Origin of the sequence: Nocardia sp. NPDC049737 (assembly GCF_040674755.1) — a bacterium.
Lineage (GTDB): Bacteria > Actinomycetota > Actinomycetes > Mycobacteriales > Mycobacteriaceae > Nocardia.
The window spans coordinates 103,862-125,138 of record NZ_JBFANH010000007.1; the positions used below are offsets into that span (position 1 = coordinate 103,862).

The 21,277-nt window shown below is 64.8% G+C and carries 20 protein-coding genes; 14 read left to right on the forward strand and 6 right to left on the reverse strand.

The features are described 5' to 3' along the window. Positions 1-14 precede the first annotated feature (14 nt). Positions 15-1,538 (reverse strand): aldehyde dehydrogenase, encoded by a 1,524-nt coding sequence (locus tag AB0J47_RS12095; RefSeq protein WP_364344111.1) that lies wholly within the window; start codon positions 1,536-1,538, stop codon positions 15-17. Positions 1,539-1,828: 290 nt separating this feature from the next. Between AB0J47_RS12095 and AB0J47_RS12100 the strand changes: the two genes are divergently transcribed. From AB0J47_RS12100 to AB0J47_RS12140, 9 genes are all read left to right on the forward strand, one after another. Then, positions 1,829-3,034, forward strand: coding sequence for a cytochrome P450 (locus tag AB0J47_RS12100; protein WP_364344114.1), 1,206 nt, complete (start codon positions 1,829-1,831; stop codon positions 3,032-3,034). Next, a complete protein-coding gene (locus AB0J47_RS12105; protein ID WP_364344117.1) occupies positions 3,034-3,840 on the forward strand; it encodes an SDR family oxidoreductase in 807 nt (268 codons plus the stop codon). The genes AB0J47_RS12100 and AB0J47_RS12105 overlap by 1 nt, the downstream gene beginning before the upstream one ends. After that, positions 3,837-4,052, forward strand: coding sequence for a ferredoxin (locus AB0J47_RS12110; protein WP_364344120.1), 216 nt, complete (start codon positions 3,837-3,839; stop codon positions 4,050-4,052). The genes AB0J47_RS12105 and AB0J47_RS12110 overlap by 4 nt, the downstream gene beginning before the upstream one ends. Further along, positions 4,052-4,603, forward strand: a complete 552-nt coding sequence (locus tag AB0J47_RS12115) for a nuclear transport factor 2 family protein (protein WP_364344123.1) — start codon at positions 4,052-4,054, stop codon at positions 4,601-4,603. The genes AB0J47_RS12110 and AB0J47_RS12115 overlap by 1 nt, the downstream gene beginning before the upstream one ends. Next, positions 4,597-5,841 (forward strand): hypothetical protein, encoded by a 1,245-nt coding sequence (locus tag AB0J47_RS12120; RefSeq protein WP_364344126.1) that lies wholly within the window; start codon positions 4,597-4,599, stop codon positions 5,839-5,841. The genes AB0J47_RS12115 and AB0J47_RS12120 overlap by 7 nt, the downstream gene beginning before the upstream one ends. Positions 5,842-5,853: 12 nt before the next feature. Beyond that, positions 5,854-7,461 carry an acyl-CoA synthetase gene (locus AB0J47_RS12125; RefSeq protein WP_364344129.1) on the forward strand — a complete coding sequence of 536 codons (1,608 nt, stop codon included), beginning with the start codon at positions 5,854-5,856 and terminating at the stop codon, positions 7,459-7,461. 100 nt (positions 7,462-7,561) lie between these two features. After that, positions 7,562-9,157: a succinic semialdehyde dehydrogenase gene (locus AB0J47_RS12130; protein ID WP_364344132.1), complete on the forward strand. Its 1,596-nt coding sequence runs from the start codon at positions 7,562-7,564 to the stop codon at positions 9,155-9,157. Between the two features lie 26 nt (positions 9,158-9,183). Next, the gene (locus AB0J47_RS12135; RefSeq protein ID WP_364344135.1) at positions 9,184-10,410 is read left to right on the forward strand and encodes a cytochrome P450; all 1,227 of its coding nucleotides are present in this window, start codon (positions 9,184-9,186) and stop codon (positions 10,408-10,410) included. Further along, a complete protein-coding gene (locus tag AB0J47_RS12140; protein WP_364344138.1) occupies positions 10,407-10,892 on the forward strand; it encodes a glutathione peroxidase in 486 nt (161 codons plus the stop codon). The genes AB0J47_RS12135 and AB0J47_RS12140 overlap by 4 nt, the downstream gene beginning before the upstream one ends. 46 nt (positions 10,893-10,938) lie before the next feature. On the opposite strand, the gene AB0J47_RS12145 is transcribed toward AB0J47_RS12140, so the two are convergent. The 5 genes from AB0J47_RS12145 to AB0J47_RS12165 all read right to left on the reverse strand — a co-directional run bounded on the left by AB0J47_RS12145 (position 10,939) and on the right by AB0J47_RS12165 (position 16,657). Further along, complete coding sequence (locus AB0J47_RS12145; RefSeq protein ID WP_364344141.1) at positions 10,939-11,520, reverse strand: TerD family protein; 582 nt, start codon at positions 11,518-11,520, stop codon at positions 10,939-10,941. A gap of 80 nt (positions 11,521-11,600) precedes the next feature. Continuing rightward, positions 11,601-12,956 (reverse strand): cytochrome P450, encoded by a 1,356-nt coding sequence (locus tag AB0J47_RS12150; protein ID WP_364344144.1) that lies wholly within the window; start codon positions 12,954-12,956, stop codon positions 11,601-11,603. Between the two features lie 295 nt (positions 12,957-13,251). Continuing rightward, on the reverse strand, positions 13,252-13,521 hold the full coding sequence (locus tag AB0J47_RS12155; protein ID WP_364344147.1) for an isocitrate lyase/phosphoenolpyruvate mutase family protein: 270 nt from the start codon (positions 13,519-13,521) through the stop codon (positions 13,252-13,254). Further along, entirely contained in the window at positions 13,497-15,326 is a 1,830-nt protein-coding gene (locus AB0J47_RS12160; RefSeq protein WP_364344150.1) for a protein kinase, read from the reverse strand. The genes AB0J47_RS12155 and AB0J47_RS12160 overlap by 25 nt, the downstream gene beginning before the upstream one ends. 173 nt (positions 15,327-15,499) lie before the next feature. Continuing rightward, on the reverse strand, positions 15,500-16,657 hold the full coding sequence (locus AB0J47_RS12165) for a serine/threonine-protein kinase (protein WP_364344153.1): 1,158 nt from the start codon (positions 16,655-16,657) through the stop codon (positions 15,500-15,502). A gap of 130 nt (positions 16,658-16,787) precedes the next feature. Here AB0J47_RS12165 and AB0J47_RS12170 point away from each other — a divergent pair, with 130 nt between their 5' ends. The 5 genes from AB0J47_RS12170 to AB0J47_RS12190 all read left to right on the forward strand — a co-directional run bounded on the left by AB0J47_RS12170 (position 16,788) and on the right by AB0J47_RS12190 (position 21,268). After that, positions 16,788-17,558 carry a deoxyribonuclease IV gene (locus AB0J47_RS12170; protein ID WP_364344156.1) on the forward strand — a complete coding sequence of 257 codons (771 nt, stop codon included), beginning with the start codon at positions 16,788-16,790 and terminating at the stop codon, positions 17,556-17,558. A gap of 296 nt (positions 17,559-17,854) precedes the next feature. Continuing rightward, positions 17,855-18,784 carry a TauD/TfdA family dioxygenase gene (locus tag AB0J47_RS12175; protein WP_364344159.1) on the forward strand — a complete coding sequence of 310 codons (930 nt, stop codon included), beginning with the start codon at positions 17,855-17,857 and terminating at the stop codon, positions 18,782-18,784. A gap of 135 nt (positions 18,785-18,919) precedes the next feature. Next, on the forward strand, positions 18,920-20,128 hold the full coding sequence (locus tag AB0J47_RS12180) for a CaiB/BaiF CoA-transferase family protein (protein WP_364344162.1): 1,209 nt from the start codon (positions 18,920-18,922) through the stop codon (positions 20,126-20,128). Between the two features lie 31 nt (positions 20,129-20,159). Next, a complete protein-coding gene (locus AB0J47_RS12185; protein ID WP_364344165.1) occupies positions 20,160-20,351 on the forward strand; it encodes a hypothetical protein in 192 nt (63 codons plus the stop codon). Next, the gene (locus AB0J47_RS12190; RefSeq protein ID WP_364344168.1) at positions 20,351-21,268 is read left to right on the forward strand and encodes a hydroxymethylglutaryl-CoA lyase; all 918 of its coding nucleotides are present in this window, start codon (positions 20,351-20,353) and stop codon (positions 21,266-21,268) included. Before AB0J47_RS12185 ends, AB0J47_RS12190 begins: the two co-directional genes overlap by 1 nt. Positions 21,269-21,277 lie beyond the last annotated feature (9 nt).

The following is a 21,277-nucleotide window of genomic DNA, read 5'->3' on the forward strand; positions in this document are numbered from 1 at the left end:
TCAGCTCCTAATAATTATCCGGCGGTCGCGACGAGCTTGGTTTCCAGATATTCCTCGAACCCGGCGACGCCCATTTCCCGGCCGATGCCGGATTGTTTGTAGCCGCCGAACGGTGCGTCGGCGGAGTACCAGATGCCGCCGTTGACGCCGATCGTGCCGGTCCGAACGCCATTGGTGACGTGCCGAATTCGGTCCGGGTCGGTGCCCCATACCGAGCCGGAGAGCCCGTACGGTGAGTCGTTGGCGATCCGGATCGCATCGTCGTCCCCGTCGTGCGGTATCACCACCAGCACGGGGCCGAAGATTTCCTCGCGAGCGACCGTCGCGGTATTCGGCACATCCGCGATCAGGGTGGGTTCGATGAAGTACCCGCGCTCGCGGCCCGGTGGTCGGCCGCCGCCGACTACGATCCGGCCGCCTTCGGCGCGCGCGATCTCCAGATACCGCTCCACCCTGGCCCGCTGGCGTTCGGAGATCAGCGGTCCGCAGACGGTGCGCGCATCGGCCGGATCACCGGGCACAATGCTCGACAGAGTGGCGGCCGCGGCCTGGATGGCTTCGTCGTATGCCGCGCGCGGCACCAGCAGTCGGGTCGTGAGGGCACATCCCTGTCCCGCGTGCACGGCCACCGAGAACGCCGCCACCGAACAGGCTCCCGCGATATTCGCATCGTCGAGCACGATGAATGCCGATTTGCCGCCGAGTTCGAGGAAGGTCTTCTTCAAAGTCGTCGCCGCGCCCGTCATTACCGATCTACCGGTCTGGGTCGAACCGGTGAAGCTGATCATGTCGACGCGCGGATCGGTGGTGAGCTGCGCGCCGAGACCGTGATCGGTGGAGGTCACGATATTGACGACGCCGGGCGGAATATCGGTCTGCTCGGCAATGATCGCGCCGACGGCCGCCGCACACCACGGGGTATCCGGGGCGGGCTTGAGCACCACGGTATTTCCGGCCGCGAGCGCGGGACCCAGTTTGGCGAAATTGATCTGGTGCGGGAAGTTCCACGGCGTAATGGCACCCACCACGCCGACCGCCTCCCGGCGCAGCACCCGATGACTTTTGATGCCCATGGGGGTCGCGGTGCCGAGATCGGTTTCCCAGCTGTAGGTTTCGGCCAGCGATGCGGAAAAGGACAGGTCCGCGACCGGGCCTTCGAGTTGCGGCCCCCTGGTCAGCATGGTCGGTGCGCCCGCCTCGGCGACGGTGATCTCGCGCAGTTCGTCCACATTTGCCTGCAATGCGGTGTGCAACTGTTCGAGGCAGCGGGCGCGGAAGAGGTGATCACGCGACCAGTCCGTATCGTCGAAGGCGGTGCGCGCGGCCGCGATGGCCGCGTCCATATCCGCGCCGTTCGCATTCGCGGCCTGACCGATGACGGCTTCGGTCGCCGGGTTCACCGTCGCGAAGACGCCGTCCCCACCGGTGACCAGTTTGCCGCCGATCAGCAGGCGCGAACCGTCGGCGGGCAGGATGCTGCGCCCACCCGTCGCCCGATCACCGCCGCTCACCGAATCGCTGCGCGATGCTGCATTCATAAAGGCTCCGATACTGTCTGGACAGGTGTACGGAATATAGTCTCGCTTCGCTCCCATGCGCAAGAACCCGTTTCAGAACTGCGCTCGCAAGCTAGCCTGAGGGCACCCGAGAAGAACTACCAGCCATTGTTCGGCCCGAGCCTCATCCCTACACAGATTGTTCAGGAAACCCCTGTCGATTCCGGCGCGCCGCTGGTACCGTCCAGACACATGTCCAGCTATGTGTCTCCCATCAATGCCGCGGCACCGGTCATTGATGAGAACCGGTTCTCGAATTCCGGGTTATCGCGATGACGGCCGCCTCACTGGAGCCCCTGACCTTCGACCCTTACGACTACGCGTTCCACGAGGACCCTTACCCCACCTATGAGCGGCTGCGCACCGAGGCGCCGCTCTATCACAACGCCGATCTGGATTTCTGGGCGCTGTCGCGGCACGCGGATGTGACCGCGGCCTTCCGCGACAGCGTCCGCCTGTCCAGCGCCAACGGGGTCTCGCTGGATCCGGCGGCCTGGGGCCCGCACGCGAGTCGGGTGATGTCGTTCCTGGCCATGGACGATCCGCGGCACATGCGCATGCGCCGACTCGTCTACAAGGGCTTCACCCCCAAGCGGGTGGCCGAGATGGAAGACCGGATCAGGGCACTGACACTCTCCTACCTCGAACCGGCACTCGCGACCGGCGAGTTCGACTGGATCGACGAGGTCGCTGGCAAACTCCCGATGGATGTCATCTCCGAACTAATGGGCGTGCCCGAGGCCGACCGTGCGGAGATCCGCAGGTTGGCTGATCTGGTGCTGCACCGCGAGGACGGCGTTTTGGATGTCCCGATGGCCGCCGCGCAGGCATCGATCACGCTGCTCACCTATTACGCGGATCTGGTCGCCGCGCGAAGACGCGCTCCGACAATGGATCTCACCTCGGCGCTGCTGGATGCCGAAATCGACGGAGACTCCCTGTCCGATGAGGAGATCATCGGCTTCATGTTCCTGATGGTGGTGGCCGGTAACGAGACCACCACCAAACTCCTCGGCAATGCGCTGTATTGGAGTGCGCGCAATCCGGGCGAATACGCCAAGGTCGTCGCGGAACCCGAGCTTGTCACCGACTGGGTCGAGGAGACGCTGCGCTACGACACCTCCAGTCAGATGGTCGCGCGCTGTGCCGCGGTGGATATCGACCAGCACGGCCGGACCATCCCGAAGGGCGCGAAGGTGCTGCTGCTGATCGGTTCGGCCAATCGGGACCCGGAGGTCTTCACCGACGGCGACAGCTACCGCATCGAACGCACCGATAAGGCCGCAATGGCCAGTTTCGGTGCGGGCGTGCACTTCTGCCTGGGCGCACACCTCGCCCGGTTGGAAGCCACCGTCGCGCTGCGCGAATTCACCTCGCGCGTGCGGTCTTACGACGTCGTCCACGCCGGGATCAAGCGCGTGCACTCGAGCAATGTCCGCGGGTTCGCCAACCTGCCCATCATCGTGGAGGCCAAATAATGCCACGGTTCGAACCGAATCCGATGCGTCGACCGGCGATTGTGGCCGGGGCGTCCTCCGGTATCGGCGCCGCGACGGCCGAGGCGCTGGCCGAACTCGGGCATCCCGTCGCGCTCGGGGCACGCCGGGTGGATCAATGCGAGGCGCTGGCGGCCAAGATCCGCGCCAACGGCGGCGAGGCCTTCGCCCATCAGCTCGATGTCACCGACCCCGCATCCATCGACGAATTCGTCACCATGGCCGAAGACACCCTCGGACCCACCGAAATCCTGGTCTCCGGTGCGGGCGATATCGAATTCTCGCTGGTGCACGAGATGGAACCGGAACGGTTCCTGCAGCAGGTACAGGTGCATCTGGTCGGTGCGCACCGGTTGGTGCACCGGGTACTGCCGGGGATGATGCGCAGGCAGCGCGGTGATTTCGTCTTGATCAGCTCCGACTGCGCCGAGGAACCGCGCCCGCGCACCGGCGCCTACAGCGCGGCTAAGGCCGGGCTCGAGGCAATGGTCCAGCAGATGCGAATGGAGCTGGAGGGCAGCGGGGTTCGCGCGTCACTCGTGCGCCCGGGTCCGACGTTGACCGGCATGGGCATGAACTCCACGCCCGAGGTAGTCGGGCCGATGCTGGAGGACTGGAAGACCTGGGGCTTCGCCCGTCATCCGTACATGCTGCGTGCCGGCGATCTGGCCGCTGCGGTCATTGCCGTGGTCTGCGCACCGCGCGGGGCACATCTCGTGCTGATCGAGGTCCAGCCCGAGGCCCCGCTGCGTCCATTACCGAATGCCGAGGACGGGAGCCGACCTTGAGGATCATCGCCGATCTGGATCTGTGTCAGGGGCATGCCGTCTGCCAGGACGAAGCACCCTCGGCCTTCACCGTGCCCAAGCGCGGCAAGGTCGAAATCCTCGACCCGACACCGGGTCCCGAAGACCGCGCCGATATCGAACGCGCGGTGCGCTACTGCCCCACCCAAGCGCTATCGATCCGGGACGACGACCCCGTGAAAGGAACACGGTAATGCCAGATTTCGACCGCGCCGAACTCGACGAGATGGTCCGGCGCTGGGTGCTGGAGAACCAGCGCTGCGAGGAAAAGGGCGATTGGAAACCGCTCGCCGAGATGTACACCGAGGACGCGACCTACGGCTGGAACTACGGACCGACACAGGAATTCATGGCGGTCGGGCGGGCCGAGATCCGGGAACTCGCCCTCGGTCAGGAGATGGAGGGGCTGGAGGGCTGGTCCTATCCGTACCAACAGTTCGTCATCGATGAGCGCAGCGGCGATGTCATCGGGTTCTGGAAACAGATCAGCGATAACAAGCGACCCGATGGCCGCAACTACAGTCCGGAGGGTATCGGCGGCAGCTGGTTCCGCTACGGCGGCAACTACCAATGGACCTGGCAGCGTGACTTTTTCGACTTCGGCAATGTCTCGCAGTTGTTCGTGGAGATGATCCAGAACAATGCGCTGACGGCGGGGATGCACAAGCGCATCCAGCGTTCGGTCTCCGGTAAGACGCTGCCGGGCTGGTATCGGATCGGCGAAGCACCGGTTCCACTGTGGTGATATCGAGCTTCGACCGATTGTCGCGGGCCCAGCTGGCGACGCTGGTGCCCGAACTGCTGCTGTGCGGTCATCTGATCGACCGGTCCGGAATGGCGCACTCCATCGGCGCATTCGGGCGCGAGGGCATGGCGGCGGTCGCCATCGAGGAGTGGCAGCTGGCCAGTCCGGTCTACACCCGCCGCATGCGCCGCGCGCTCGATTTCGACGGCGATGACGTGCCGACGATCTTCAAAGGTCTGCAACTCGATATCGGTGCGCCGCCGCAGTTCATGGACTTCCGGTTCCGCGTCGAGGATCGCGATCACGGCGAGTTCTGGCTGGACCACTGCGGCGCGCTGGCGGATGTGGAGCCGCTCGGCGAGGAGTTCGTGGTCTCCATGTGCCACGACATCGAGGATCCGACCTTCGATGCGACCGCCCTCGCCACCAATCCGCATGCCCAGGTTCGGCCGATCCACCGGCCGCCGCGTCAGCCAGCGGACCGAAAGCCGGTGTGCGCGTGGACCGTCATCATCGACCCGACACATATTCCACCGCCCACACCGCCGAATGCCGAGGTGGTCGCCAATTCCCGAGCCGCATTGCTGGAGTTGGCCCCGATCGATAAGGACGATCCGGGCCAAAGCGATTACGCGGGTCCGCTGCTCAGTGATCTGCGCTTCGCGGACTTCTCCAAATCGGCGTTGGTGCGGATGGCCGACGAGGTCTGCCTGCAACACCACCTGCTCACCATCGGTTTCATGACTGCTGTGCGCGCTCGATCTGCCGACACCGCAACAGATATCGGCCGCAAACAATTCACGGGCATCGCCGGAATAACCTCCGAGCGGATTCGCAACGCACTCGGGCTCGGTGACGATCCAACCGCGTTGGCAGCGGTATTGCGTTTGCATCCGGCGTGGAATCCCTTGCCGTACAGCAAACTCGACGTCTCCGTCGCCGACGATGCGGTGCAGTTGCGGGTGCCGTGGCACAGCGATGCCAGCACTGACCGCACCTGGCCAACGCTGACTGATCCCGAGCATCTCGCACCACTGGAAGCCATGGTGCGCGGCGTGAACCCGCGATTCGGCGTCAGGTCCGCCGCCGCTGACGAACACGGCTGGACCGCTGAGATAGCTCTCGCCGCAGCGCCGTTCAAGGAGGCGACCGAGGTGGCCATTACCCGGATCAGCACCGGCGCCGCCTTCACCTTCACCGACCGCGGCATCCCGCTACCGCTCACCGTCATTCACTGAGAGTGAATTGCCATGTCCCACAACTTCGCCGACCTCTTCGAGCACGCGGTCGACGCGATGCCGCAGCGCACCGCGCTGATCGAGGGCGATCTCGCACTCACCTACGCCGAACTCGAGGCCCGCGCGAATCGGCTCGCCGATCATCTCGGCTCGATCGGCGTCGGCCACGGTACGCACGTGGGTTTCCAGATGCACAACGGCATCGAGACCATGACCACCCTCATTGCCTGTTTCAAGGCGCGGGCAGTGCCGATCAATATCAACTACCGCTACGGCGTCGAAGAACTGCGCTACCTCTATGACAACGCGGATCTCGAAGTGCTTGTGTGCCATGAGAAATACACAGACACGGCGCTGGAAGCACTCGCCGAAACGCCGTCGATCCGGGTGCTGATCGTCGATCGGCCACCCGCCGACACCATCGCCCCGGCAGACCTGTCCGCCTCGTTCGAGCAGGCACTGCTCAGCGGCTCCCCCACCCGCCGCGTCATAGACCGCAGCCCCGACGACCTGTTCATGATGTACACCGGCGGCACCACCGGCCGACCCAAGGGCGTCATGTGGCGGCAAGAGGATATGTGGCGGGTTCTCGGCGGCGGCATCGACTTCTACACGAATGAACCGGTTTCCGACGAATATCAACAGTCCCGTGTCGGCGCGCAGGGCGAACCGAGCACCTGGTTCGTGCTCCCGCCGCTCATCCACGCCGCCGCCATGATGCCGTCCTTCACCGCCCTGTGGTCCGGCAATGCCGTGATCTTCGAGCCCAAATTCGATGCGCGGCGAGTGTGGCAGGTGGTCGAACAGCGCCGCCCACAGATCATGGTGATCACCGGCGATGCCATGGCACGTCCACTGATCGATGCCTACCGTGCCGCACCGGTCGACGCCTCCTCGCTCGTCGCCATCGGCTCCGGTGCCGCGCTGCTGTCGCAGCCGGTGAAAAACGCACTGCTGGAATTGTTTCCGTCGACGATCATCTCCGATTCCATCGGCTCCTCCGAAACCGGTTTCGGCGGTATCGGTTTCGCGCAGAAGGACGACAATCCAGGCCGCGGTCCGCGGGTGCAGAGCGGGCGCGGCGCGATAGTGGTCGATGATGCGGGACGACCGGTCGAACCCGGTGCCGAGGGCTGGCTGGCCAAGACCGGCGCGGTGCCGATCGGCTATTACAAGGATCCGGAGAAGACCGAGCGACTGTTCAAGACGGTCGACGGTGCCCGGATCGTGGTGACCGACGATCGCGCCAGGGTCGAGCCGGACGGCTCGGTAACACTGATCGGGCGCGGCAATATGGTCGTCAACACCGGCGGCGAGAAGGTCTTCGTCGAAGAGGTCGAGAGTGTGGTCAAGGCGCATGAGTCCGTCTATGACGCGGTAGTGATCGGGGTACCGCACGAGCGTTGGGGCCAGCAGGTGGCCGCGGTCATATCCGTAGCGGGTGCCGAGGTGGATTTCGCCGCGCTGGAGCGCCACGTGCGCAAGCACCTCGCGGGGTACAAGGTGCCGAGGCAGATCTGGCTCGCCGACGTCGTTACGCGCGCCCCGAGCGGCAAGCCCGACTACCGCTGGGCACGCGAGTTCGCGGCGAGCCGCGCACCGGATCATCAGGCGGACTGAATATGCATTCGACCAGGTCATCCCCCATCAAGCCGCTGACAGTCGTGATGAGAACGTGTTCTAATTTGAGGGCATATGCCGTCAGCACGGAGAAGGTCCGATGAATACAACCGAAGCAAAGAAGGATTCCGCACCGGCGCTGCCCGCCCGGATCACCGAAACGTTGATCGGCAGGCTCACCGAAATGATCGCGGCCTCCGGCACCGCCGCTGCGTATTCGATGGTCGAGGTCTACACCGGCGCCGTGGTCGGCGAACTACCGCAATCGACGCCCGAGGACGTCGCCGCCGCCTATGCGACCGCACGCGCGGCCCAGAAGGAGTGGGCCGCCTGGCCGCTGCAGCGCCGCCTCGAGGTCTTCCAACGCGCACACGACCTGATACTCGCCGAATACGAAACCATTGCCGACCTGATCCAGATCGGCTGCGGTAAGACCCGCCGCATGGCCTTCGAGGAATCCTGCGATGTCCCGATGGTCATCAGCCACTACCTGAAGACCGCACGCCGGGCGCTCGCGCCCAAGCGGCGCGGCGGCCCGGTGCCACTGATCACCACCTCGACCGAGGAACACCGCCCCAAGGGCGTCGTCGCGGTCATCGCGCCGTGGAATTTCCCATTCGCCATCGCACTGTCGGATTCGATGCCCGCGCTGATGGCGGGCAACGGCGTCGTACTCAAGCCCGATAACAAGACCGCGCTGTGCGCGCTATTCGGGGTGGAGCTGCTGTATCGGGCGGGTCTGCCGACGGGGCTGTTCCAGGTCGTCTGCGGTGAGGGTCCCGATGTGGGGCCGGCCTTGATCGACAATGCCGACTTCGTCATGTTCACCGGCTCCACCGCGACCGGACGGGTGGTCGGCGAAGGCGCGGGCCGCAATCTGATCGGCTGCAGCCTCGAACTCGGCGGCAAGAACCCGATGATCGTGCTGGACGACGCGAATCTCGACGAGGTGATTCCCGGTGCGTCATTCGCGGTCTTCGCGAATTCCGGCCAGGCATGTATGCACATCGAGCGGATCTATGTGCAGGACAAGTTGTATGACGAGTTCGTGCGCCGATTGGTCACAGCCGCGGAGGAATTGAACGCCGAGATCGGCGCGGCTTACGACTTCACACCAGAATTCGGTTCGTTGGTATCGGTGCAACATATGGAGCGAGTCGCGGCGCATGTCGAGGACGCCCGGGCGAAGGGCGCGACAGTACTGACCGGTGGCAAAGCGCGAGCGGATATCGGCCCGGCATTCTATGAACCCACCGTGCTGACCGATGTCACCCCGGAGATGACGCACGCGACCGCGGAAACCTTCGGTCCGGTGGTGAGCGTCTACCGGTTCACCGACGAGCAGGAGGCCATCCGGCTCGCCAACGACACCACCTACGGTTTGAATGCCAGCGTCTGGAGCCGAGACCTGGCCCGCGCCAACCGCATCGGCGCGCAGCTCGAGGCCGGGAATATCAATATCAACGACGGCTTCGTGACCACCTACGCCGCCAAGGGCACCCCGTCCGGCGGCGTCAAACAATCCGGCGTCGGCACCAGGCATGGCGATCAGGGCCTGCTCAAATACACCGACACCGTGAATATCGGCGTGCAGAAGCGCCAGGTCATGGCGGCCCGCGCGGGCCTGCCCTACGAGAAGCAACTGAAGACGACGCTGACGACGCTACGACTCATGCGCCGACTCAGGCTGCGCTGAAACACTTTTCACCCCAGGAGGTAGCTATGGCAGCGCCCGCGTTCCCGGCAGGCTTCGATTTCACCGACCCGGGGCTGTGGGAAAACCGCATGCCGGTCGAGGAATTCGCAACCCTGCGCCGCACGGCGCCGGTGTGGTGGTGCGCGCAGCCGGATGCGACCTCGGGCGGCTTTCGTGACGGCGGCTACTGGGTGGTCAGCAAACACGAAGACGTGAAGGAGATTTCGCGCAGCCCGGAAATCTACTCCTCGGCACAGAAGGGCGCGATCATCCGGCTGCCCGACGATGTCACTCCGGAGCAGATCGAACTCACCGGTGCGCTGCTGGTCAATATGGATGCGCCCAAGCATGCCAAGATCCGCCGGATCGTCTCCAAGGGCTTCACCCCGCGTGCGGTGGAGGGCCTGCGCGCCACGCTCGCCGAACGCGCGGCGCGAATCGTGCACGAGGCCAAGCGAAGCGGCGGCGGCGATTTCGTCCAGCAGGTGGCCTGCGAACTGCCGCTGCAGGCCATCGCGGAACTGCTCGGCGTACCGAATGACGACCGCCACAAGCTGTTCGAATGGTCCAACCAGACGCTGAACTACGACGATCCGGAATACGGCGACGCCACCACCGCCTTCGCCGAAATCCTCGGCTATGCCTGGAACATGGCCGAAGAGCGGCGCGCCTGTCCGGTCGACGATATCGTCAGCCAATTGGTGCATGCCGATGTCGACGGCGAAGGACTCGGTTCGGACGAATTCGGCTTCTTCGTCATCCTGCTCGCCATCGCGGGCAATGAGACCACCCGCAATGCCATCACCCACGGCATGAAGGCCTTCGTGGACCATCCGCAGCAGTGGGAGCTGTACCGGGCGCAGCGGCCGCGCACCGCACCCGATGAGATCGTGCGCTGGGCGACCCCGGTGAATGCCTTCCAGCGCACCGCCGCCCAGGACACCGAACTCGGCGGACAGCAGATCAAGCAGGGCCAACGGTTGGGAATCTTCTACAGTTCGGCCAACTTCGACGAGGACGCCTTCGAAAATCCGTTCACCTTCGACGTATTGCGCGATCCGAATCCGCACGTCGGATTCGGCGGCACCGGTGCGCATTATTGCGTCGGGGCGAATCTGGCGCGACTGGAGATCGACCTGATGTTCAATGCGATCGCCGATGAGATGCCCGAGATCAGCCAGGTCGCCGATCCGGTACGGTTGCGATCGGGGTGGATCAACGGAATCAAGAACTGGCAGGTGCGATACGAATGAATATCCGCAACATTCCCCTACGTACCCTCTCCGGCGCCCCGGCAACACTGGGCGAATTGGTCGGAGACAAGGCGGTACTGCTGGTCAATGTGGCCTCTAAGTGTGGGCTGACACCGCAGTACACCGGGCTCGTCGAACTTCAGAAAATTTACGGCGAACGCGGTTTCAGCGTGGTCGGGGTGCCGTGCAACCAGTTCATGGGCCAGGAGCCGGGTACCGCCGAGGAAATCGCGGAATTCTGCTCGACCACCTATGGCGTCGACTTTCCGCTGCTGGAGAAGACCGATGTCAACGGCGAGGACCGGCATCCGCTCTACCAGGCACTGGTAGAGACCGCGGATGGCGAGGGCACTGCCGGTGATATCCAGTGGAACTTCGAGAAATTCCTGATCGATCGCGAAGGTGCGGTGGTCGGCCGGTTCCGGCCGCGCACCACACCCGACGACGCCGCGGTCGTTTCGGCCGTCGAAGCCGTTCTGTAGCACCAGCAGCGGCCGGAGCTCCTCGCCAGAGCTCCGGCGCGCATGCTCACGCCATGGCGAAGTGCAGTAGGGCCTGCTTATCGCCCTGCTTGATCTTGCCCTTGCGGTTGAGCACCTCGAGCTGCCAACTTCCGCCGTTGCGGAACGCCTTGGCCACCGCATTGGCGTTGTCCGTGCCGAGCAGCGACGGCCAGATATCGGCCACCTGCTCGGTACCGCCGCCGGACGCGTCGTAGATCTTGAACGAGATGTTGTTGGCCTTCTCGAACGATGAGCCCTTCTTGAAAGCCGCGGCCACGAAAATGATCGCGTCGATGGCCTCGGGCACATTCGCGAAGGTGACATGCACCGATTCGTCGTCTCCGGAGGCGGCGCCGGTCTGTTCGTCGCCGGTGTGCTGGACCGAACCGTTGCCCAGCGGGTCGAGCGAGTCCAGACCGGCGAAACGCACCGGCTCGGCGCCTTGCATGAGGATGGCGATCAGATCCAGATCCACACCGCGCTTGCGGCGCAGCATTCCGAGCGCGCCGCCGCTGGTGCCCCCCGACGGGTCCCAACTCACCCCGACCGTCAGCTTGGTGATGCCGTTGAGATCCGCGGCACCATCTTCCTTCTTGAGCGTGATCATGTCTTCACATTACAAGCGAATTCGCCAAGTCCATGGGGCACAGAATCTTCCCGCGCACGCTCCCGTAACTGGGTGTTCGCCTATGCCTTTCGCCGCCTGCGGTAGCGGACCGCACACGGCTGTTGCAGCTGCACCACCATCTTGCTGTGGTCGTTGCGGTAGCTGTCGGACGGTTGTGCCATCTCGAATTCCCAGTCCCGCAGCAGTATCGAGAAAATCGCTTTGAGCTGCATGAGCGCGAAGGCCGCACCGACACAGCGGTGACGGCCCGCACCGAAGGGAATCCAGGTCCAGCGGTTGACGATATCCGCCTGATTCGGATCGATATAGCGTTTCGGGTCGAAGAGATCCGGATTCGGGAAGTCCTCTGGAATCCGGTTGGAGATGGCCGGAGTCGCCGCCACGAGATCGCCCGGTGCGATGCGATGACCGCACACCTCGAATTCACCCTGCGCCACCCGCATCAGAATGATCAGCGGTGGATGCAGCCGCAAGGTCTCCTTCAGCACTGCCTCCAGATTCGGAATCTGGCGCAGCGCACCGAAACTGATATCGGAACCGTCGGCGTACAGCTCGTCGAGTTCATCGACCACCCGACGCAATTCCGCAGGATGCCTGAGCAATTCGATAACCGTCCAGGCCGCGGTGCCAGAGGTGGTGTGATGGCCCGCGAACATCATCGAGATGAACATTCCGGTGATTTCGCTCGCGCTGAATCGCGGCTGCCCCTGCTCATCCTTGATCGAGATCAGGATGTCGAGCATGTCCCGATCTTCCTTGTTCGCCGGCGGATTCACGGCGCGGCCGTCCATGATGCCCTGCACCAATTCGACCAGTTCGGCACGGGCGGCATCGCGACGGCGGAAGCTTTCGATCGGCGCGTACGGGTCCACATAGGCCAGCGCGTCGGTGCCGCGCTCCAGATCGTGGTAGAGGTGGGCGAAGCGGTCGTCGAGTTCATCGCGGAAGCGTTTGCCGATCAGGCAAGCCGATGAGGTGTAGATGGTCAGCTCGGCGAAGAAGTCGAGCAGGTCGATCTGGCCCTCATCGCCCCAGTTCGCGAGCATGCGCTCGACCTCGCGCCCGATGGTCGCCGCGTGTCCGCGCATTTGCTCCGCGCGCAGCGCCTGATTGTGCAGCATCTCCTTGCGCCGCTCCGGACTGGCGTCGAACACCACGCCCTCGCCGAAAATCGGCTTCATGAAGGGATAGGCGGCGGCCTGATCGAGATCCTCGTCGCCCGACCGGAAGAAGAACTCATTGGCCTCGGCGCCGGACAGCAGAATCACATGCCGCCCCGCGAGATCGAATGCCCCGACATCCCCGCATTCCGCCCGCACCCGCCGCATCAAAGCCAGTGGATCCACGCGGAATTCCTCGAGATGCCCGTGCTCGTGCTCGCCTCCAGAAACCCGCAGCGGCTTGACCAGGGTCATGAAAATCCTCCTGGGATATCCGTCCACACACATGATGGACATGTGTCTGGACAGTACTACGAGTGACGTAGGGCAGGCAAGGTTCCGCGCCCGAATTCGGATGCTCTCCGCGCCCTGTGCCTGGGAACGCGCTGCCGCAAATAAATGCCCGGGTGATATGCAGTGCGGGGCTCATGGGCGTCGGTTCTACCGGCGATCGAACTCGCCGTAATTCACGCCCGCCGGTTCCCCTCGAATGCCGCGCGATGTGCGTGAGCCGACGAACCAGCGCAAACGCCCCTACCTGGAGCGCTGATCAGCGGCGGAAGAGGTTGTTGAGGTCGTTCTGGGTGAGTTGCTCGGCGGCGTAGGTGAAGGTGCCACGATCGGCCAATTCGTGTGCGGTATCGAGCAATTGGCGATACATGGCGCGGAAGATGCTGCCGCCGACAGTGACTCGGCGTACGCCGCGCTCGCGCAGGTCATCGAGGGACAGTGCATTGCCGGTCAAACCCATGACCACGTTGAGTGGACCGTCGAGTCTCGCGCCCGGTTCGGCTGTCAGTTCAGCGGGGCCGAACGCCACCAGCGCAGGACCTTGTCCTGAGCGCCCGCCAAACCATCTGCGTACATGAGGAATTGGGCGCGCTTGCTGTCGCCGGTGAACGCGGTGACGATCTTGGGCCCGTCGTTGACGAACTTGTAGTTGGTGTAGGTCTTGCCGCCATTGGTATCGGTCGACTTGGTGGCGTCCGACGGTAGGTTGCTCAGCGCCTTCTGCACGTCGGAGGCGTTCTTGTAGACGTAGATCGTGTAGAACGGGTCGTCGTTGTCACCGCCGCCGTAGCAATCCCACTGCGCGGCCCAGGCGCCGAAGTCCGGCGTGCCCGGCGTGGGCAGGGTCAGGTCGCCGGTCTTGTGAGCATTGCATTTCGCGCCGTTGTAGCCGACCGAATCGGATTCGCTGGCGGGCACCATGCGCGGGAACTCTTTGCTGATCGCGGCCGCCGTCGCATCCACCGAGCCGCTGCCACCATAGGACGAACTCGACGAGGTCGTCGTACTACTGCCGCCGGAGTTCGACGAACCGCTACTCGACAGCGCACCGATGATCGCGACCACGATCACCAACAGGATCACCAGACCGACGCACAGCGCGACGATCAGCCCCACATTCGATTTGCGTTGCGGCGGCGCGGGCGGGCGCGGTCCACCCATCGGCGGCCGCGTCGCGAAGCCGAGCGGCTGCTGGTTGTAAGGATTGCTCGGATGCGGTTGCTGTTGGGTCGGCGCGGTCTGCACCGGCTGCGGATGTGGGATGCCCTGCGATGCGGGATTGACGGTCGTCGGCGCCAATGGCTGCGGCTGCACAGTGTGCGGTGCACTTGTCTGCGGATACGGCCCGCTGGTCTGCGGATACGGTCCGGCGGTCTGCGGGTACGGCCCGTTCGTCACCGGTATCGGCTGGCCGGTAACCGGCCGTGGCACACCTGTCACCGGAATCGCCGGAACGGTGCCCGGACGCGGTCCACCGACCACCGGCATCGACGGAACGCTCGGATTGGTCAGTGCGTGCTTGGCGGCCTGCGCGAATTCCGAGCAGGAGGCGAACCGATCGTCGGGCCGCTTGGCCATGGCCTTGGCCATCACCGCGTCCAACTGGTAGGGCAAGCCGGGGCGAACACTGCTCAGCGCCGGCGGCGCGGCCTGCAGATGTCCCTGGATCACCGCCGCCGGATTGGTCGCCGCGAACGGACCGGACCCGGTGAACAGCCAGAACAGCGAGCACGCCAGCGAGTACTGATCCGATCGGTGATCCAGCGATGCGCCGGTGAGTTGTTCGGGCGAGGCGTAGGCGAGGGTGGCGGTGAAGGTGCCGGTCTGGGTGAGGTGACCGGTGTCGTCGCGCAGCCGCGCGATGCCGAAGTCGGTCAGGTAGACCCGCTCACCGCGGCCGCCACCGGAGCGGGCCAGCAGGATGTTCGCGGGCTTCACATCGCGGTGCAGGACACCCATGCCGTGCGCGTAGTCGAGCGCGTCGGCGGTCTCCTTGATGATCTGGACTGCCCGCTCCGGCGGCAGTGACTTGGGATCGACCGACGCGGCATCGATGCCATCGATGTACTGCATCGAGATCCACAACTGCTCGTCGTCGAGGCCGCGGTCATAGACGGTGACGATATTCGGGTGATCGAGCTGGGCGACCAGATCCGCCTCCCGTTCGAACCGCGCCCGCACCTCCTTATCGAAGAACATCTCCCGATTCAGCAGCTTCAGCGCCGTCATCCGCGGCAGTCGCGGATGTTTCGCCAGGTACACCGAACCCATGCCACCGCGACCCAGTTGCCGATCGATGACATAACCGGCGAATACGTCACCGCTGGCCAGCATGTCTGCTCCACTTCCCGCCGCCACCGGGACCCACCGATGAACAGGCGTACAGCATAAGAATGCGCGATCAGGACCTTCTGACCACGGAAAACATCGAAACCTTAGCAGGATTCGCTTAAGCCCTGGTTATCGTCGACTTATAGGTATCGCAGGCGATATCCGATCGTCTTCGGCTATGGCGGCGGGCGCGGCGCGGGTCCGGGCGGCGTTCTGCCGGGGCGACGTGGGATATCGGGCAGGGCGATGGTGCCGGGTCGCGGTGAGCGGCGCGGTGGCAGCGGCAGGCGCGGCTGAGATGTTCTCGATGGCTCAGCGGCGGAGCGGTTTGTCGGCTCGGGCGGCCGCGCGGTTCTGCCACTGCCGACTTGCCCGGAAGTGTTGGGAGGCACCGCGTTTGCAGAGGGCACCGGGTTTCGGGCCGCACCGGCCTCGCGAGGATGCTCGGTGCCGGGCCCCATCGACGGACCGTGATACCCGTTCCCCTGATGCGGGTGCGACATCGACGACAGCAGCGCCCGACGGGCGGCCTGCGCGAATTCGGTGCAGCTGACGAACCGGTCCGCGGGCCGTTTGGCCATGGCCCGCGCCAGCACCGCGTCCAGCGCGGGTGGTACGTCGGGGCGATATCGACGCAGCGACGGTATCGCCCCATACAGATGCCCATTGATGACGGCCATGGGATTCGCCCCCTGGAAGGGCGCGGCACCGGTCAGCATCCAGAACAGCGAGCAGGCCAGTGAGTACTGGTCTGCCAGGTAGTCCGGCGTCCCGGTCAGTTGTTCCGGCGCGGCGTAGGCCAGTGTGGCGGTAATGGTTCCGGCCGAACTCAGCGTGGATTCACCGTCGCGCATGCCCGCGATACCGAAGTCGGTGAGCAGCACCCGTTCCGGCTGTCCGATCGGGGCCTTGGCCAGCAGGATATTGGCCGGTTTCACGTCCCGGTGCAGTACGCCGTTGCCGTGTGCGAAATCCAGTGCGGCAGCGGTATCGACGATGATCTGCACCGCGCGGCCGGGGGCGAGCACGTTGACATCCGCGCAGGAGGCATCCGCGCCCGGCACGAATTGCATCGAGATCCACAACTGTTGATCCTCGGCGCCGCGGTCGTAGACTGTGACGATATTCGGATGGTCGAGCTGGGCGACCAGATCGGCCTCGCGCTCGAAGCGGCGCCGGATCTGGGCATCGGTATACAGTTCGCGCTTCAGCAATTTCAGCGCGGTCAGGCGCGGCAGACGCGGATGCCGGGCCAGGTACACGGTGCCCATACCGCCTTGGCCGAGCACGCGTTTGATCGTGTACCCAGCGAAAACATCGCCAGTTCGCAGCACAGTGGATTCACCCCCCGTATCGGGTCGAGCACCTGGATCCTACCGATGTATCTGTTCGCACGGCCCGGACGCAACATGTTCGTTGCGGTGGGCGAAGACGTTGTCGGTGGCAGTCGTTAGGCTCGGCCCCATGCGCATTGGAGCACACGTCCGGCTCGACAGCGATCCGATCGGCTTCGGTGAAAAACTCGGCGCCGATGTCATCCAACTGTTCGTCGTCGACCCGCAGAGTTGGGATAAACCGACCCCGCATCCGCGGACCGAGGAGATCCTCGCCAGTCCGATCGATGTGGTGGTGCACTCGTCCTATCAGATCAATGTGGCCAGCCTGAACAATCGCTTGCGCATGCCGTCGCGCAATGCGGTTGCGCAGCAAGCGAAGGCCGCCGCCGATATCGGTGCGTTCGGTCTGGTGGTGCACGGCGGACATGTGCGCTCCGATGGCGAACTGGAAACCGGAATCGATAACTGGCGCAAGCTGTTCGAGCGTCAGCAGGACAAGGGCGGCTTCGCGGTGCCGATCCTGATCGAGAACACCGCGGGCGGTAACCACGCCATGGCCCGGCATTTCGATTCGATCGCCCGGCTCTGGGACGCGGTCGGCGATTTCAGCGCGGGCTTCTGCCTGGACACCTGCCACGCCTGGGCGGGCGGTGAGGATCTGGTCGGCGTCGTCGAGCGGATCAAGGCCATCACCGGCCGGATAGACCTGGTGCACCTGAACTCCTCCCGCGACGAATTCAATTCGGGCGCAGACCGTCATGCCAACTTCGCGGACGGCACGATCGATCCGCAGCTGCTGGCCGAGGTGTGCCGGACGGCGGATGCTCCGGTGATCCTGGAGACGCCCGCCGAGGGTGTCGCCGAGGACCTGGCGTACCTGCGCGAGCACGTCGGCTGATCGCCCCGCCCGTCCCCACCCCCATTCGGGGTGTGCGCAAGAAAGACGTAGATCAGAAGGCGCGCGCAGACGCATGCGACCGCCACAAGCCTGCCGAACGCTGAATCATCAACCCGAGCGGACAGCGCATAAAGGGGAGTCGAATGGCGGCTCTGCCCACGCGCGCAGCCGCCACATGACTACGTTCGGCGGGGTGCCATGTTGGGATCAGGGCGATGGAAACCCTGGTTGGGGTGCAGGTTTCGGTGGTGTGCTCGATGGCGCATCAACCGATTTCAACCAGCGAAGGTGATCTCATGACGGTCGACTACGCCCAGACAACCGCCACCGTGACCAAAACCGGCGCTCGCATCGGCGCCCAAGTCGACAATGTCCGGCTCGGCGGCGATGTGGACGCGGCAACCGTCGCGGTGATCCGGCGCGCGCTGCTCGAGCACAAGGTCATCTTCTTCCGTGGTCAGGATCATTTGACCGAGGACGGGCAGTACGAGTTCGCGCAGTTGCTCGGTACCCCGACCACCCCGCATCCGACGGTCACCTCGCACGGTGTCAAGAGCCTGGCCATCGACTCGGAGTACGGCCGCGCCAACAGCTGGCACACCGACGTCACCTTCGTCGACCGGATCCCGAAGGCCTCCATCCTGCGCGCGGTCACCCTGCCTACTTACGGCGGCTCGACCACGTGGGCCTCCACCGTCGCCGGCTACGATTCGCTGCCGGAGCCGCTCAAGCGCCTGGCCGAGAGCCTGCGGGCGGTGCACACCAACCTCTATGACTACGCGGCAACCGACGTCGACCGGCGCGGCCCGAATACCGATGCCTACCGCGCCGAATTCCAGTCCGACTACTACGAGACCGAGCATCCGGTGGTGCGCGTGCACCCGGAGACCGGGGAACGCGCACTGCTGGTCGGGCACTTCGTCAAGCGTTTCGTAGGGGTCTCCACCAGCGAGTCCCAGGCGCTGTTCCGCCTGTTCCAAGACCGGGTGACCCGGCTGGAGAACACCACCCGCTGGAACTGGCAGCCCGGTGACGTCGCTATTTGGGATAACCGCGCCACCCAGCACTACGCCGTCGACGACTACGACGACCAGCCGCGCAAGCTGACCCGGATCACCCTCGCCGGGGATATCCCGGTCGGTGTCGACGGAGTCAAGAGCACCTCGCACCATGGCAATGCCGAGCACTACTCGATCATCGAGGAAGTTTCCCCGCTCGAAGTGTGACGACGATCGCACGGCTGCCGCAGTACCTCCGATTGTGCTGCGGCAGTTGAGGGGCCGTGCGGGTGCTTTACCCGCATTCGCCGAGGTACCAGGTCGGGCCGCTGCCGGGCGGCGCGATGGTACAGACTGATGCCCATGAGTATCAGCCCGCTGGACGGGGTTCGCGTCCTGGAACTCGGCAATTACATCGCCGCGCCGACCGCTGGTCGCATCCTCGGCGATTTCGGTGCCGAGGTGATCAAAGTGGAGCGGCCGAAGGCCGGGGACGAGCTACGCAACTGGCGGCTCTACGGCGGCGATACCTCGATGCTGTACCGCACTATCAACCGGAACAAGAAGTCGATCACGCTGGATCTGCGCACCGAAGCGGGCCGGAGCATCGTGCTGGATCTGCTCCGGCATTGCGATGTGCTGTTGGAGAATTTCCGGCCGGGGATGCTGGAGAAGTGGGGCCTCGGCCCGGATGTGCTGAACGAGGTCAATCCGGAACTGGTGATCACGCGGATCTCCGCTTACGGCCAGACCGGACCACTGGCCGCACGGCCCGGGTTCGCGGCGGTCGCCGAGGCGGTCGGCGGACTGCGTGAACTGGTCGGGGATCCGGATCGGCCGCCGGTGCGGGTCGGTGTGTCCATCGGTGATTCGATCGCGGGGATTTATGCGGCGTTCGGCACGGTGATGGCGTTGTTCCAGCGGGAGCGCACCAACGCATCGATTCCGCTGGGGGAACGTGTCATCGATGTGGCGTTGAACGAGGCGATCCTGTCGGTGATGGAATCGCTCGTGCCCGACTATCTTGCCTACGGCATCAACCGCGAGCGGGTCGGCGGGCGGATGGAGGGCATCGCGCCGAGTAATGCCTACCCGACCAGCGACGGTACGAGCATCATTATCGGCGGCAACGGTGATGCCATCTTCCAGCGCTATATGGAGGTGATCGGCCGTCCCGATCTGGCCGCCGATCCGGAACTGCAGGACAACGCCGGACGCTGGCGCAATCGCGAACGGCTCGACGCGTCCATTGCCGAATGGACCGTGCGGCATACCCGCGACCAGGCGCTGAAAATATTGGAGGCGGCCGCCATTCCGTGCGGTCCCATCTACACTGCCGCAGACATCGTCGTCGACGCGCAGTACAAGGCGCGCAATATGATTCAGCCGTTCCCGGTGGATGTCGGTGCGCCGCAACCGAAGACGGTCGGCTTTCCCGGCATCGTGCCGGTGATCGGTGAAAAGTCCCTGCCGATCCGCAATGTCGGTCCGGACCTGGGTGAGCACACGCGCGAGGTGCTGTCGGAACTGCTCGGAATGAGCGATGCCGATATCGCCGGGTTGGAGGCGTGATGCGCGCCGGTATCGATGAAGTGGAGGCGGTATGACGCGACGGGTATACGGCAGGCGTCGACCGCCGGGGCGCAGTGTGCGCGAAGTGAGTGCGCCCGGACACGTGCGTCCGACAGTGCATCCCACCCCCGCTTCGAACGAAAAGCCTTGCGGTGGCGTGATGTGCGTGCCGCCGCATGTGCGTCAGGCGCCGCCGGTCCGGGATGCGCAGGAGGAGGAGTGATGCTGCGCGATGTGACATTGCGCGACGGGCTGCAGTTGACCGGAAAGGTGCTGCCGGTTGAGCGAAAGGTGGATATCGTGCGCCAGCTGTTCGCCGTCGGCGTGCCCGCACTGGAGATCGGTTCGATGGCGCGTCCCGATCTGGTGCCGCCGATGGCCAACACCATGGATCTCATTGCCGCGTTGAGCCCCGAAGAGCTGCAGCGCTGTTGGGTTTGGGTGGCCACGCCGCGCCATGTGGAGAAGGCCGCCGCCGCGGGCGTACGCAACTTCCAGTACTGCTTCTCCGCATCGGACGCGCACAATAAGGCCAATATCGGCCGCAGCACCGAGGACAGTGTCGCCGCCATGCCGGATGCGGTTCGGTTGGCGCGGGAGGCGGGCGGCGAAATCCAACTCTGCCTTGCCACCAGCTTCACCTGCCCCTTCGACGGTCCCGTTGATCCCGAGCGAGTTCTGGCAATTGCCAACGATCCGCGCACCGAGGGCGCTTGCGACATCGTCATCGCCGATACCCTCGGCCAGGCCCACCCGACCCAGGTATCCGAGCTGATCTCGGCGGTGCGCGGCCGAACCCCACACCGCCGCATCGTCTTCCACGGTCACGACACCTGGGGCATGGGCGTGGCCAATACCCTTGCCGCCCTACAGGCCGGAGCCACCATGGTCGACGGCTCCCTCGGCGGCCTCGGCGGCTGCCCCTTCGCCCCCGGCGCCAGCGGCAACACCGCCACCGAAGACATCCTCTTCGCCACCCGCCCCAACTGGTTCACCCCACCAGCCCTGGCCACTCTGGTTACCCTCACCGAATCCCTACTCACCGACCTGAACGAACCCAACCGCTCCCGCACCGCCGAAGGCACCCGCTCCAAAGCCACCGCCTTCGAATGGGTCACCCCAGCCCCCGTCGAAATCTAAAGAAACGCG

What these genes read in the sequence shown, in the direction of transcription:
- AB0J47_RS12185 (WP_364344165.1), top strand. Translation starts at nt 20,160, where the DNA reads ATGACGCGACGGGTATACGGCAGGCGTCGACCGCCGGGGCGCAGTGTG.
- AB0J47_RS12105 (WP_364344117.1), top strand. Translation starts at nt 3,034, where the DNA reads ATGCCACGGTTCGAACCGAATCCGATGCGTCGACCGGCGATTGTGGCC.
- AB0J47_RS12180 (WP_364344162.1), top strand. Translation starts at nt 18,920, where the DNA reads ATGAGTATCAGCCCGCTGGACGGGGTTCGCGTCCTGGAACTCGGCAAT.
- AB0J47_RS12100 (WP_364344114.1), top strand. Translation starts at nt 1,829, where the DNA reads ATGACGGCCGCCTCACTGGAGCCCCTGACCTTCGACCCTTACGACTAC.
- AB0J47_RS12175 (WP_364344159.1), top strand. Translation starts at nt 17,855, where the DNA reads ATGACGGTCGACTACGCCCAGACAACCGCCACCGTGACCAAAACCGGC.
- AB0J47_RS12160 (WP_364344150.1), bottom strand. Translation starts at nt 15,326, where the DNA reads ATGCTGGCCAGCGGTGACGTATTCGCCGGTTATGTCATCGATCGGCAA.
- AB0J47_RS12125 (WP_364344129.1), top strand. Translation starts at nt 5,854, where the DNA reads ATGTCCCACAACTTCGCCGACCTCTTCGAGCACGCGGTCGACGCGATG.
- AB0J47_RS12145 (WP_364344141.1), bottom strand. Translation starts at nt 11,520, where the DNA reads ATGATCACGCTCAAGAAGGAAGATGGTGCCGCGGATCTCAACGGCATC.
- AB0J47_RS12130 (WP_364344132.1), top strand. Translation starts at nt 7,562, where the DNA reads ATGAATACAACCGAAGCAAAGAAGGATTCCGCACCGGCGCTGCCCGCC.
- AB0J47_RS12140 (WP_364344138.1), top strand. Translation starts at nt 10,407, where the DNA reads ATGAATATCCGCAACATTCCCCTACGTACCCTCTCCGGCGCCCCGGCA.
- AB0J47_RS12135 (WP_364344135.1), top strand. Translation starts at nt 9,184, where the DNA reads ATGGCAGCGCCCGCGTTCCCGGCAGGCTTCGATTTCACCGACCCGGGG.
- AB0J47_RS12095 (WP_364344111.1), bottom strand. Translation starts at nt 1,538, where the DNA reads ATGAATGCAGCATCGCGCAGCGATTCGGTGAGCGGCGGTGATCGGGCG.
- AB0J47_RS12190 (WP_364344168.1), top strand. Translation starts at nt 20,351, where the DNA reads ATGCTGCGCGATGTGACATTGCGCGACGGGCTGCAGTTGACCGGAAAG.
- AB0J47_RS12115 (WP_364344123.1), top strand. Translation starts at nt 4,052, where the DNA reads ATGCCAGATTTCGACCGCGCCGAACTCGACGAGATGGTCCGGCGCTGG.
- AB0J47_RS12150 (WP_364344144.1), bottom strand. Translation starts at nt 12,956, where the DNA reads ATGACCCTGGTCAAGCCGCTGCGGGTTTCTGGAGGCGAGCACGAGCAC.
- AB0J47_RS12170 (WP_364344156.1), top strand. Translation starts at nt 16,788, where the DNA reads ATGCGCATTGGAGCACACGTCCGGCTCGACAGCGATCCGATCGGCTTC.